The following is a 13,664-nucleotide window of genomic DNA, read 5'->3' on the forward strand; positions in this document are numbered from 1 at the left end:
CTAAAAAGCACAATTTCTACTGGATTGATTTCGAATTATTTACTGCTTTCATTATTTTCAATGGTTTTTATTTTCTTTATTCTGCGATAGAATGTCGACTTCTTTATTCCCAAGATCTTCATAGCCATTGTAGCTGTTATCTCCCCAGCCTCAACTTTTTTACATATGTCATCAAATCCAGCATATTCTTTTGGCTGCCGCCCACGATATTTTCCTTGTCTTTTAGCAATCTCGATGCCTTCTCGTTGCCGCTGTAATATATATTCTCGTTCTAATTCTGCAACCGCACCAAATATTGTTAACATAAATTTTCCTGTTGGTGTTTTCGTATCAATATTTTCTTTCTGTGAAATAAACTCTACTTCTTTTTGCTTTAACTGTTCAATTAAGTCCAATAAGTCTTTTGTATTACGAGCAAATCGACTAATTGATTCAACAATCACGATATCTCCTTTTCTAGCAAATCCCATCAAATTTTTCAATTCTGGGCGGTTTGTATTTTTACCACTCATTTTATCAATGTATACTTCATCAACGCCAAGTTTTTCCATCAGCACTTTCTGCCGCTCTGTGTTTTGTTCCTGTGTACTTACACGAATATATCCAATCTTCATTTTTACTTGCCACCTCTCTGAACCAATAGGGTACAGTCTAATGGAACGCAATTTCCACGTCCCATTTAAACATGAAAACGATATTTGAAACGTTCCATGTGTATATCGGACCCTATTGGCACTTTTTCTAATTTATAAAATATTCTGTGCCCAATTATATTATTAAAGCCTATTTTTTTAATATTGTTTTCAATTCTATCAAACGATAAAACCAATTATATTTTTCGAACACCGCTGTCGACAGCAGTCCTGAATTGATAACGCCATAATCATTTTCCAAACCTTCAATGACAAATGAAACAGCCTCGACCCTACTTTTAAAGGCTTTATTTTTAACACCATCAATATATTTTCGTGTATCTAACACTCTTTGCCAGTTAGTATAAACGCCCCCACCATTTTTCCCATAAACACCATAAAATTTCATAATTATTCTTCTCCTCTCATTTTATCAAAATTTCTTGTTAATATTGCTGCAGCCGCTTTTCTCTGATCGTCCGTATCATGCAAATAAATAGATGTAGTACGTATATTCGTATGCCCTAACATTGTCTGTACTGAAGTCAGTGAGGCCCCACAATTCAGTGCATAGGTTGCTGCCATATGTCGTAAAGAATGTACCGTTATATGGCTAAAACTATTCTCTTTAGCAAACTTACTCAGCCAAATATAAAAACAATTTGCACTAACTGGTTTTAACTCTCCCCCACTGCGTCTTACCGCTAAAAACACAATATGTTTTGGATTACTATATCCGTGCCTGTTTAAATACAACTCCTGATAATATTTATGCTTTTTTAGCAATTTAACAATCCGATCATCCAAATAAAGTTTCCTGATAGATGATTTTGTTTTAGGCTTGCCGAAATCCCGATTTGCACCTTTGGCAAACTGAACAGCCTTATCAACATAAATCGCTTTTTCCTGAAAATCAATCCGATCCCATGTCAACGCTCCTAGTTCAGCTTTACGAGTTCCTGTCAGTAGTGCAATGTAAAACATCAACTGGTGTTTTACATTGGTTGGCGTATCTTTTAATCCATCTACCTTCTTCAAAAAAGCCTTTAACTCGGATTCGTTAAAAATTGGATGTTGATGATATTCCGGTCGCGGACGTTCATTCCTTGGTATTTTATAACAAGGATTTTCCGTCATATAGCCCCATTCAACTGCTTTATTTAACACCTGGCTTATTACCTTATAATGAGCATATATACTTGTCGCTGATAGAATGCCACCCGTGTTTTCATTCATACCATCTTGCCGCAATTCTTTTACAAAATCCAGTATTAATTCTGGTGTCACCTTTTTCAACTTTATTCCCCAAAATCGAGGTAGAATTCGCTTTTCTAACCTACTTCGGTCACCAATTTTTGTTGCAGCACTCAGTTTAGAATTGTGACGTCGATCCCAAATCTGAACTAATTGACCAAATGTTATTTTATTATCGAGTACGTCCTGTGGTTTATGTGCTAACAAAATATTCCATTCATCTAACGCCTTTTGCGCTTGACGTTTCGAGCTTGCTTTGATTCGCTTTGTAAGACGACGCTGTTTATGATTTTCGTCATAACCATTCGAAATTCTTAATTCCCATCGACCATTTTCCAAATCTCGAATTGACCCTGCCATAATAATTCCCCCAAATAAAAAAGAACGCATTTTTCAATGCGCTCTTTAATCTAATAAATTCAATCAATCCACTTTATTTCTTTCCCCGACCAGGCAGGTTGCCTAAATTTTCCGTCAACCCATTTTTGAAGTTCTGATAACAAATACACATAAGCCTTGCCTATTTTTATTGCAGGCAACTCACCTTCTCTTGTCATTTTTAATACCCTTTGATACTTCAGTTTCCCTTGAAAAAATTCGTCAGCAACCTCATTTGCTGTTAAAAATTTATTTTTCGCATGCTTTTCTTCCACTTAAAATCAACTACCTTTCAATCTAATTACAAAATAGTCCATCATATGTTAAAAAGATATTTTGCTAGATTAAAACCTGACCATTATTGTCTTTTTTTCTAATAACCGATACATCATGCTGCATTAATATAGTATTAATACAATCCTTTATTTTCGACAATCTATGTCGATTTATATCGAGCCGGTTACCAGTTATATAGTCAATATTATTGGCAATGAAATGTATATGATATTGCTCTTCATTAAAGTGAATTGCCATCAACACTTGATAATGTCCACAAAAACTACTAATCACTTCAGTCATATTAGTGGCTAAATCATAAAATTTCCCTAAGTCAAGAATATCTGCTGTCTCGGGATTTAAAGTATAATGAAAATATCCTTTTCCGAAAGCTTGATCAAATGTTTCTTTTACAAGCATCATTTCCCCATATGGATTGTATACAGAAAGTGCTGCTCCATAGATATAATCCCGTCGGCTTGCCGTTATTCGCGTTATATAAATAATTTTTTTATACAATGACTCGACCAAGTTTCCTTGATCACTTTCCATCGTGAATATCGACAATATTTTTCATCTCCTGATTCAGATCTTCATTTGTTTTTCTATACTTTTTTAATAAGTGTTCAGTTAGAATCTCAGCATCTAAAATCAATGGTTTCAACTGTAATCCTATATTACTATCAACTATATTTTCATTAACTTTTGAAAATATAGTTTTCAAATCATCTATTTCACCCACTACATAATGGTTGTACTCATTAAACGCATTATGAATATCCGTTAGCTGCCTTATAACACTCTTGGCATCATATCTAACAGCAACATCTTTTTCTCTTACAAAGTTTTGAATGATACTAGGAAACGATAATCCCGTCTCTCTTTTTATACGTTCTAATTTAATAAGTTCATCTTTTTTAAACCGCACATTAACCTGCCTGCTTGTGCCCGCATTGTCTTTTTTCGATTCCACCAACTCAACAATTTTGATTGGCCTACTATTTTGTTTTTGCATAATATTACATCATCCTTATCAATAAAAAATTGGGTAAAGCCTTCGCTTTACCCAATTGTATTTTTCATTGTAAAATTATATTTTCGGATGATAGCAATTTCTATCTTGGTAATATCATTTCTATATTAACTTTCTAAATACCACAATCTATATCTTTCGATTTATTAGAATGCTTCTATAATCTATCCTTTTTATTTTCTATCATTACAGTATTGTTATAAAGATATTTTTTATTAAATTTGTAATATGTGTTAATTTAGCAATAATGATTCTTATATGGCTTAGCTTATATTAATATTACACTGTCGACACTATTGTCGTGTCGTCTGTAGATTATTTTATATTGGTTCCCCAATAGCCTATTCTATCTAGGTTTTTATACTTTCAATAGAAGACAGGAATTATTCAATCAAATCCCGAAATATATATGTAGATATTTGTCGATAGCGATGTCGACACTATAAAAACACTAGGAGTGTAAGTCTTATGACAGAAAAACAGTTCGCAAATTTTACATTTCAAGCCCCTTTTATCAAATCAGTACCTGAAGTTTCCTCTAAACACATCAAGGAAAGAGAACATACGTTTAGTCAAAACATACTAAATCGCCTCACTAATAGTATAAATGAAGATGCTAAAGAAACTGCTCAAAATCATAAAGAAACCATTTATTTTAACCATTTTAAAAGCTATATTCATCGAATGTGTTCTAATAAAAGCTGTCACTTAACTTCTAATATGGAAATTTGCACCAAGTGTATTTTGGATAATTATAATATTTCTCATATAAGATTAGATAAAACATTGATTTATTTTCATGAAAATGATTTTTTATGTACACAAACTGATATAGAAATGCTAGCTCTAAAATTTCAAAAGTTCCATACTGCGAATACCTTTCCTCCTACATCAGATGAATTATTTGCGATTTTTTATTATCATAAAAAATTCATATTTGAAAAACCTTTTAAATCCCAATTATCTTTTTTATCAAAAAAAGATTCTATATATCCTTTTGTCTCCTTAGCCGCCGAAAAAATCATCCATTCTATACCAGAAACAAAAAGAATAATTGCACAAGATGGAAATTATGACCGCTTTCATCTTAAAATATTATCTGAAATGTCACTTCCGTTACCATCACAAGACGAAGCTATTTTTTCAAAAAACCGGATTCAATATGAACTCAAAAAAGACACTACCGTGTTCAATAAAAAAGGGCTCAATTTATTTGACAATTTACGAAGTATTTTATTTAATATTTCGAACGGCAATACACATACAATAAATCAACTTTTTACTCTACTAGGGAAAATATATATTGGAAAATCCATTTTCAAAATACTTAATCAAAATTATCCTCAAATAACAGTTATACAGTGCAATAATATCAGTTACATAAGAAAATTTTTATATTGTCTTTGTCCTCCAGAACCACATACAACAGAATATCCTTTGAACTCTTTATCCTATAAGCTTTTACCAATATTTATAAAGAATAAATACTTCCTTCAGATGCTTAATTTAGACTCCAGTAACTCAACTTGCTTAGACCCTTCTTTTATAAAAAAACTAGTATCTGATCATTATGTCTCTATAAAAGATCCTGTTTTCGGCGAAATATCTCATAAAAACAATATGCATTATATATACATAACCGACAAAAATGAATCTAATATAGAAAAATCCTTAGGAATTGCCAATACGTTTTACAACATAATTCACTTTGATGGTGATCTGTCAAACAGTTGTAGTGACAAATTTAAACTAAATCCTCACGAACATATTTTTATGCTTTTAACATCCATTTTTTACACAATAGACACATACATAGAGACCAACACGCCCACCAGCCCTATCACTTTAACTTCAAATAATGATTCTTCAATCGAAAAAAATATTTCAACCTTCCTATTAGAATTTTGCACTGATAGTACCATGCAAATTAGCTCATCAAAATTAATCGATATGGAAAATATTCAATCCTTTGACGAAAAAAGCAAAAGTAAAAAAATCTCTGAATTAGGAATTGATTGCCTTCCATTTTCCACTAGAAATGATTTATTTCAAGCGTTTGATTTATGGTATAATGCCACTTTTTCAAAAAAGCACTTGTTATCTATTGACGATTTCACAAAAATCCTAAAAGACCGTTATCATCCTATCTTCTACAAAAAACGTCAAACTATAGGTATATACGTAACAGAAAAACGTGAGTATCGAGGATTTTATGGTCTTTCTATACAAAAGGATAAATTAGACTCTCACATAGAAAAATGCATTCAAGTAAACGCGGCCAAGCTGGAAAACAAATTAACCGAAGACTTTTCTGAATATCTATCCTCGCTCATTCGAAAGTACATGATCTAAACTATAAACGGACAGTAAAGTAATTATCAAGTCTCCCATATACTAGATTTAAATTATAAGGACCGCTACGATTCAATCAATAACTTTACTGTCTTATTTATTTCTGATTTATGTTATCTACCATATTACTCCTAATAAGGTTTTTTTAAGGTTTTTTCGCACAAAAATAGCCCTCACAGTAATCCCTGTGAGGGCTTGATTTACTTATGGAGCGGGCGAAGGGAATCGGACCCTCGTGTCTTGCTTGGGAAGCAAGCGCTCTACCATTGAGCTACGCCCGCATATGCGGTACACTGACTTAACTAGTCTAACACAAACCAGTTTCGATTTCAAGATAAATTACCATTTTTCTCTAAACAAATTCACCTCTGCACAAATAAGACTATGCAGAGGTGAATTTATTCGTTATCGTAAACAAGGTCCGGTTGTATCTCGTTCAATCAAGATGTTATCGAGAACTACTTTTTTATTTTTTCCAGTTTGAATTTTTTCAATCAGAAGTTCCGCCGCATTGGTGCCGAGAGCAAACATATTTTGGTCCATTGTCGTGAGTTTTGGTTCGATAAAATGACTGAGTGAAATATTATCATAACCAATAATTGACATGTCCCGTGGAATTTGAAGCCCCATCTTTTTACAGGCATTAACTGCTCCCACTGCCATGAGATCGTTGCAAGTAAAGATAGCGGTTGCATCCAGATTGAGCATCATATCCATAAGCTTATACATGCTATTATCAACGGTTTCCGTACCATTTCCCTCGCCGACATTCACAATATAAGCTGGATTGTACAAACCCTTTTTCTTCATGACCTCAATATAGGTATCTTCTTTTATCTGATAAGAATCACTATTAATGCCCCGTAAAAATAAGATTTTTTTATGCCCGTAATCGAGTAAATATTGCAAAGCTATTCTAGATCCCATATCTTCATCATTCGATACATAGGATATATTCGGTAATTTTGCATAACTGTTAATAAAAACAATCGACTGATGCTGTACCAGCTGTTCATAAAAATTGGTTTCAATATTTTCCGTATTCGGACTAATGACGATAATTCCCGATACATTCCGAGAAATAAAATCATTGATGCACTTAGCTTCCTGTTTCGGATTGTTTTTAGCACACGATAAGAGCAGTGAATAAGAATCTCGACTCAAATAATCTTCGATCCCGTTGATAACTTCGGCAAAAAACATATTATAAAGACTTGGCACAACAACACCAATTGTCGTTGATTTTTGCATATTAAGTTCCCGCGCCTGGATATTTGGCACATAGCGCAGTTCTTCAATGGCCCTCATAACGCGTTGCCTAGTTTCTTCCTTCACAGGGTAGTTTCCATTGACGACCCGTGATACGGTCGCCACAGAAACACTTGCTTTTGCTGCTACATCAATAATCGTTGCTTTCATTTTCGTATCCTACTCTTCTTTATCATTCTATTTTTTTACAATTTGAACAAAAGCATCAAATGCTTTGATCCCATGATTGTCTCGTTTAAATACACCAGCATGCGTCAAAACTTGCATAAATTTAAGACCAATTTCTGTTTTGAGTATATCATCAATTGTTGTTTCAGTAAATTGATGATATTTAAGCCGCAAATCCTGGTACCAATCTGCATGCTTTTTTATGGATTCTATATTTGAAACATCACTTGTTCCTTTTAATAATTCCATGCGCAAAAGTTCTAGTTCTTCTTTTAGGCGAGCTGGCAAAATAGCCAATCCAAGCACTTCAATGAGACCGATATTTTCCTTTTTGATATGATGTACTTCGGCATGTGGATGAAAAATACCCATTGGATGTTCTTTACTCGTCCGATTATTACGAAGAACTAAATCAAATTCATAAGCACCATCACGTTTGCGGGCAATTGGCGTGATCGTATTATGTTTTTCGCCATCACTTTCAGCCAAAATAGCAGCATCTGCATCGCTGTAGCCACGCCATAAATCCAGTATCTTTACAGCAAGATCAACGATCTGCCGTGCGTCGTTTGAATGCAGACGCAAAACAGACATTGGCCATTTCACACGACCAACCGAAACTTTTTCAAAGCCTGGTATTTTATATTCTTGTTCCACAAGGGCTTTATCCATCGCAAATGTATAACGACCGCCTTGATAATGGTCATGTGATAGGATGGAACCACCAACAATCGGCAAATCGGCATTCGACCCAGCAAAATAGTGCGGAAACAAGTCTAGAAAATCTACTAAATTCGCAAAAGTTGCACGCGATATTTTCATCGGTATATGTTCACTATTTAGGATAATACAATGTTCATTATAATAGGTGTAGGGAGAGTATTGCAAAAACCAGGCTTTTTTCTGCAATTGCATTGGAATAATGCGATGAGTTTGGCGCGCCGGATGATTGATATGTCCCGCAAACCCTTCATTTTCTTTGCAGAGAAGACATTGTGGATATGATGAAGATTTGACTAGTTTAGCTTTCGCAATATCACGCGGATCTTTTTCTGGTTTGGACAGATTGATTGTAATATCCAAGTCACCATATTCCGTTTTTGTCTTCCATGCGATATTTTTATCAATGCGTGTTTTACGAATATAGTTTGATGCAATATTAAACTTATAATAAAAATCCGTTGCTGCCACTGGCGAAAGCTCATATTGCTTTTTAAATTGTGCAATGACTTCGGATGGACGCGGCATCAGACAGTTCATGATCCGCGTGTCAAACAAGTCGCGTTCCGTAGTTGTGTTTTCGATGAAACCCTTTTTTACTGCATACTCAAGAATCTTTTCGAGAATTGGTGTTGGTGTTTCCAGTGTTTCTTCGACTGTTTCTTCAGTAAATTCTGCCAGCTGTAATTCTGCCAGTAAAAGATTGGCCGCATAAATTTTATCTTCGACAACTAACAGCCCCTGCTGCAGGGCAAAATTCACTAAACGATTTATTTCGTAATTGATCATAATCTTCTTCCCTCTATCCCCAAGCCGATGAACTCTGTTTTCTATTCGTCGTAACCGTTTGGATGTTTTTTATGAAAGGTCCATGCCGTTTTGATAATTTGTTCAATATTTGTATAGCAAGGTTTCCAACCCAAAATTGTCTGTGCTTTTTCGCTGGAGGCGATAAGCTGCGCTGGATCTCCGGCTCTACGAGCGCCGACTTCAACTTTAATGGATTCACCCGTAGCCTTTTCGGCAGCAGCGATCATTTCTTTAACTGAAAAGCCTTTGCCGTTACCCAGATTGAAAATATTGCTTTCTTTGCCACTGCGTAGATAATTCATCGCACGAATATGGGCATCCGCCAAATCAATGACGTGAATGTAATCACGCAGACAAGTACCATCTTCCGTTGGATAGTCTTCACCAAAAATTGTGATATGCTCTCTTTTTTTGAGTGGAACCTGTAAAATAAGCGGAATCAAATGTGTTTCCGGTGCATGGTCTTCGCCGATGGAACCATCATCGAGTGCCCCCGCCACATTAAAGTAACGCAAAGATACATAATTGATACCATTGGCTTTATTGACCCATTTCATCATTTTTTCCATCGTTAATTTTGTTTCACCATATGGGTTTGTTGGTTTTGTTTCATCATCTTCCATAATTGGCACTCGTTTTGGTTCGCCATAAACAGCCGCTGTAGAAGAGAAAACAATCTTGTCAATTTTGTGTTTAACCATGCTTTCGAGTAAAACCTGCATGCCATACACATTGTTATTGAAATATTTCAATGGTTCAACCATACTTTCACCAACGAGTGAATTAGCCGCAAAATGAATGATCGCATCAATTTTATTTTCCATAAAAATCTTATCAAGTATTACCGCATCACGAATATCACCCTGATAAAATTTTGCTTGCGGATGAATCGCCTGTTTATGTCCTGTCTGTAAATTATCGACAATCACAACGTCTTCATTTTGTTGAATCAATTCATGTACAGCGTGTGAACCAACATACCCTGCACCACCACATACTAATATTGCCATTTTATATTCCTCCTATTTTATCAAACCTGCACCGTCCGAAATATTTGCTACATAAAAATCTGGGGCATAACCAATTTTTGCTGTGTATTCTGCTGCGATATTTTTTTCAAAGGCAGCAATGCATTCATCTTTAACAATACTTACGGTACAACCGCCAAAGCCACCACCGGTCATACGTGAACCCAAAACGCCTTCTTGCTTCCAGGCAAGTTCAGCTAATGTATCAAGTTCGATACCCGTAACTTCATAATCATCTCGCAAAGATACATGCGAAGCATTCATTAATTGACCAAATTTAACCAGGTCTTTATTTTCTAATGCTGCGACCGCTTCTAATGTTCTCTGGTTTTCATAAACGGCATGATGGGCACGCTTACGTTGGATTGGATTCGAAATAGCCTTGGAAAGTTCATCGAACTGTGCATCCGTAAGTTCGCCCAAGGCCTTCATGGATTTTACAGTTTGCAGCTGCGCCAGTGCGGCTTCACATTCACCGCGGCGTTCATTGTATTTTGAATCACCGAGGCTATGTCTTTTATTGGTATTGGCTATAACAATGCTATACCCATTAAGTTCTATTTTACTATATCTATAGACCAATGTGTTGCAATCGAGTAAAATCGCATGATTTTTTTTGCCCATGCCTACAGCAAATTGATCCATGATTCCACAGTTTACACCCACGAATTTGTTTTCAGCTTCCTGGCTCATTTTCACCAAATCGACCCGATCGATTTTCAAATTCAAAAATTCATTTAAAATAACTCCAGTCAGTACTTCTAATGAAGCGGAAGAGGAAAGACCGGCACCATTTGGCAATGTACCATAAAATAAAATATCGAACCCTGTGGCAATTTCAAAACCATGATTCTGTAATATTTGGATGACACCCATTGGATAATTTGCCCAGTCATATTTTTTATCATAACTCAATGATGCAATTTCAAATTCAATAACACCTTTTTCCGGTATATTCATCGAATACAAACGCATTTTTTTATCCGTGCGCTTGGCAGCGACCGCATAGGTACCAAGTGAAATAGCACAAGGAAAAACATTTCCTCCATTATAATCGGTATGTTCACCAATTAAATTAACACGTCCTGGAGAAAAAAAGGTACTTGTTGCCTGGTCACCAAAGTTTTTTTTAAATTCAGCCTGCATGTTTTTTACAATATCCATTGTAATTCGCCTCCGCTTATATTTTTAGTATATCTAAAAGCTGTTTTCTTTGTCGTAAAACAAAAAATAAGCTGTTTTTCCGGTAAATATTGTATATTTTTTTCTATTTTTATGTAACTATTAAAAAAACCATATAAAGCAATTCTATTATTCATAAAAAAACCGCAACAGTAAACGTTTACCATTATTAATAAAATATAAGGAACGCATGAATTTAGTCAGCAAGTCCAATTGTTCCAAGTGTCTATACAAAAATTAATTTTTACTATATATGTATTACTTTACTACCTGCAATAATATCTGTCAATATGTTTCCGTAAACGTTTCCCACCCTAATGACCCACATTACAGGAAAACAGAAAGCATATTTTCCACATGCTTTCTCCCTGCATCGATTGGTCTTAACGAATTGAAAAACCATATGTTGTTACATGATGATAGTGCTGACCCTTTTTGAGAACAGGCGACGGAAACTGCGGTAAGGCTAAGGAATTTGGAAAATATTGTGTTTCCAAACAAAAACCACTGCGGCGTTGGTAAGCCATGTCATTTTTACCAAGCATACCATTTAAAAAATTACCACTATAAAACTGTACGCCTGGCATCGTCGTTTGAGACGTCATTTGGATACCACTTTCCGTGGCATAAGCAACGGAAAATTCATTGAGACCTTTGCTTTCTGTCAAAACAAAATTGTGATCATAGCCCTTACCGAAACGAATCTGCTCATTCGTATCATCATCAATTTCAGCACCAATTTTTTTTGGCTGCCGAAAATCAAATGGAGTGTTTTCTACAGGCAGATATTTACCGGTGGTAATCGATTCATGGTCCATTTCGGTAATTTTATCACTATGCAATTGCAAGAACTGATTTAGCATTGTACCACTGTCTGCTCCATTTAAATTGAAGTAAGTATGGTTGGTAAGATTCACCACAGTGTCCTGATCTGTATCAGCCTGATAATCGAGTGTCAATAAGTTATCGTCATCAAATGAATATTTAACTGCTACCGTCAATGTGCCTGGATAATGTTCTTCACCATCTGGTGAAACACGTTTAAAAACGACACCGTCTGTTACGATTTCATACTGCCAAATTCGGCGATCAAAGCCAGTTGGGCCACCATGCAAATGGTTTTGATTATTATTTTTTGCTAATTTATATGTTTTACCGTTAAGGATAAATTCTGCTTTGCCAATACGATTGCCATAACGACCGATAGAACCGCCTAAATGCCCGCCATTGTCCTCATACTCAGCCGCAGAGTCATAACCGAGGCATACATCAACCAATTTTCCTGTGTGGTCAGGAACCACAATGGATTGAATCGTTGCACCATAATCCAAAATATTTACATAAGCGCCTTTGCTGTTTTCCAAGTGGAAGCAGGTAACTTCCTGTCCATCTTTGGTCCTACCAAACGAACTACGAGAAATTTGCATAAAAAAACACCCCTTAGATTTTATTAATTCATCCTGCTACGTCTGATTTCAGTCGTATATTGTATTTATATACACCAAATAATCCGCAAATCCTGCAAAGCAAGAAAAATACGTAAACGTTTTCTGTCTAAAAAGTGCTGGCAAGCCCATGCAGCAAACTATCACCTTTCGATTTTTACGGCGAATAAAAACGCCGTAGTAACATGATTTACAAAACGTATACACATTTCGATAAAAACCAGCAATAATTCTATATATTGTATACATTTCGTGAATCATGTATACATATGTCGTATCTATTTACTATTTTTTCAGCACATGTCATAATGAATTTACATTCTTTTTTTTAATTAAAATTTATATTGATGGAAAGGTCGTGTTTCTTATGAATAAACAATCTACTATGCAGTGTCAGTATTGTCACGAAAACAAATGTTATGCAAATGCCGCAACATCTCCGGAAGAATATGATAACCATCCCATTCAATGTCATGGTTGTAAAACTCCGGTACTAAAAAAAGAATCTTAACGCACATGAACAAAATTTTCTTATCACAGCAAAAAGCTCCAGCAAATCACAAAATGCGCTGAAGCTTTTTTTCATTTTTTATTTCAACGCATAACAAAAATCCTGTCCCTTTGGACAGGATTAATTTTTCATATGGTGGGCGATGACGGGATCGAACCGCCGACATCCTGCTTGTAAGGCAGGCGCTCTCCCAGCTGAGCTAATCGCCCGTATGGTGACGCGTATGGGATTCGAACCCATGAAACCGCCGTGAAAGGGCAGTGTCTTAACCGCTTGACCAACGCGCCAGATAAAACTTCACAAACTATGCTTGCATCACTAGAATATTATACATAATTTATCAATGAATTGCAACTTATTTTTCATTCAAAAAAACAGCTGCCACTCATAAAATAAAAAACCTTCTAAACAAGAGCCTAGAAGTGTATTAACAAAATGGTGACCCACCCGAGATTCGAACTCGGGACACCCTGATTAAAAGTCAGATGCTCTACCAACTGAGCTAGTGGATCAAAATAAATGGTGCCTTAGGACAGAATCGAACTGCCGACACGAGGATTTTCAGTCCTCTGCTCTACCGACTGAGCTACCAAGGCATAATGGCGA

Annotated in this window: 12 protein-coding genes and 5 tRNA genes; 1 reads left to right on the top strand and 16 read right to left on the bottom strand. The window is 35.5% G+C overall.

From position 1 onward, the window contains the following. Window positions 1–35: 35 nt before the first annotated feature. The 6 genes from BMY14_RS19690 to BMY14_RS19715 form a co-directional block, all read right to left on the bottom strand. Entirely contained in the window at window positions 36–614 is a 579-nt protein-coding gene (locus BMY14_RS19690) for a recombinase family protein (RefSeq protein ID WP_091835769.1), read from the bottom strand. Between the two features lie 169 nt (window positions 615–783). Beyond that, window positions 784–1,041: a ribonuclease H1 domain-containing protein gene (locus BMY14_RS19695; RefSeq protein WP_091835772.1), complete on the bottom strand. Its 258-nt coding sequence runs from the start codon at window positions 1,039–1,041 to the stop codon at window positions 784–786. A 2-nt stretch (window positions 1,042–1,043) separates the two neighbouring features. Further along, window positions 1,044–2,246 (bottom strand): tyrosine-type recombinase/integrase, encoded by a 1,203-nt coding sequence (locus BMY14_RS19700; protein ID WP_177177679.1) that lies wholly within the window; start codon window positions 2,244–2,246, stop codon window positions 1,044–1,046. Window positions 2,247–2,305: 59 nt separating this feature from the next. After that, the gene (locus tag BMY14_RS19705; RefSeq protein WP_091835778.1) at window positions 2,306–2,539 is read right to left on the bottom strand and encodes a helix-turn-helix domain-containing protein; all 234 of its coding nucleotides are present in this window, start codon (window positions 2,537–2,539) and stop codon (window positions 2,306–2,308) included. Window positions 2,540–2,603: 64 nt separating this feature from the next. Next, the gene (locus tag BMY14_RS19710) at window positions 2,604–3,107 is read right to left on the bottom strand and encodes a relaxase/mobilization nuclease domain-containing protein (RefSeq protein ID WP_143063204.1); all 504 of its coding nucleotides are present in this window, start codon (window positions 3,105–3,107) and stop codon (window positions 2,604–2,606) included. Continuing rightward, window positions 3,082–3,555: a hypothetical protein gene (locus BMY14_RS19715; protein WP_091835783.1), complete on the bottom strand. Its 474-nt coding sequence runs from the start codon at window positions 3,553–3,555 to the stop codon at window positions 3,082–3,084. The genes BMY14_RS19710 and BMY14_RS19715 overlap by 26 nt, the downstream gene beginning before the upstream one ends. A 486-nt stretch (window positions 3,556–4,041) precedes the next feature. Between BMY14_RS19715 and BMY14_RS19720 the strand changes: the two genes are divergently transcribed. After that, window positions 4,042–5,925 carry a hypothetical protein gene (locus BMY14_RS19720; protein WP_091835786.1) on the top strand — a complete coding sequence of 628 codons (1,884 nt, stop codon included), beginning with the start codon at window positions 4,042–4,044 and terminating at the stop codon, window positions 5,923–5,925. Window positions 5,926–6,132: 207 nt separating this feature from the next. Here BMY14_RS19720 and BMY14_RS19725 read toward each other — a convergent pair. The 10 genes from BMY14_RS19725 to BMY14_RS19770 all read right to left on the bottom strand — a co-directional run bounded on the left by BMY14_RS19725 (window position 6,133) and on the right by BMY14_RS19770 (window position 13,654). Next, a tRNA-Gly gene (locus BMY14_RS19725) sits at window positions 6,133–6,206 on the bottom strand. Window positions 6,207–6,330: 124 nt separating this feature from the next. Continuing rightward, a complete protein-coding gene (locus BMY14_RS19730) occupies window positions 6,331–7,344 on the bottom strand; it encodes a LacI family DNA-binding transcriptional regulator (protein WP_091835788.1) in 1,014 nt (337 codons plus the stop codon). Window positions 7,345–7,371: 27 nt separating this feature from the next. Then, window positions 7,372–8,871: a UDP-glucose--hexose-1-phosphate uridylyltransferase gene (gene galT / locus BMY14_RS19735; protein ID WP_091835791.1), complete on the bottom strand. Its 1,500-nt coding sequence runs from the start codon at window positions 8,869–8,871 to the stop codon at window positions 7,372–7,374. Window positions 8,872–8,912: 41 nt separating this feature from the next. Next, window positions 8,913–9,902 (bottom strand): UDP-glucose 4-epimerase GalE, encoded by a 990-nt coding sequence (gene galE / locus BMY14_RS19740; protein WP_091835794.1) that lies wholly within the window; start codon window positions 9,900–9,902, stop codon window positions 8,913–8,915. A gap of 12 nt (window positions 9,903–9,914) precedes the next feature. Next, window positions 9,915–11,084, bottom strand: coding sequence for a galactokinase (locus tag BMY14_RS19745; RefSeq protein WP_091835797.1), 1,170 nt, complete (start codon window positions 11,082–11,084; stop codon window positions 9,915–9,917). A 401-nt stretch (window positions 11,085–11,485) separates the two neighbouring features. Beyond that, entirely contained in the window at window positions 11,486–12,529 is a 1,044-nt protein-coding gene (locus BMY14_RS19750; RefSeq protein ID WP_091835799.1) for an aldose epimerase family protein, read from the bottom strand. Window positions 12,530–13,191: 662 nt separating this feature from the next. Further along, window positions 13,192–13,267: transfer RNA gene (locus tag BMY14_RS19755), tRNA-Val, on the bottom strand. Window positions 13,268–13,270: 3 nt separating this feature from the next. Further along, window positions 13,271–13,345, bottom strand: a tRNA-Glu gene (locus tag BMY14_RS19760). Between the two features lie 149 nt (window positions 13,346–13,494). Then, window positions 13,495–13,570 (bottom strand) — tRNA-Lys (locus BMY14_RS19765). Between the two features lie 8 nt (window positions 13,571–13,578). Beyond that, a tRNA-Phe gene (locus BMY14_RS19770) sits at window positions 13,579–13,654 on the bottom strand. Between the last annotated feature and the right edge of the window lie 10 nt (window positions 13,655–13,664).

This window comes from Propionispira arboris (assembly GCF_900109225.1).
GTDB classification, from domain to species: domain Bacteria; phylum Bacillota; class Negativicutes; order Selenomonadales; family Selenomonadaceae; genus Propionispira; species Propionispira arboris.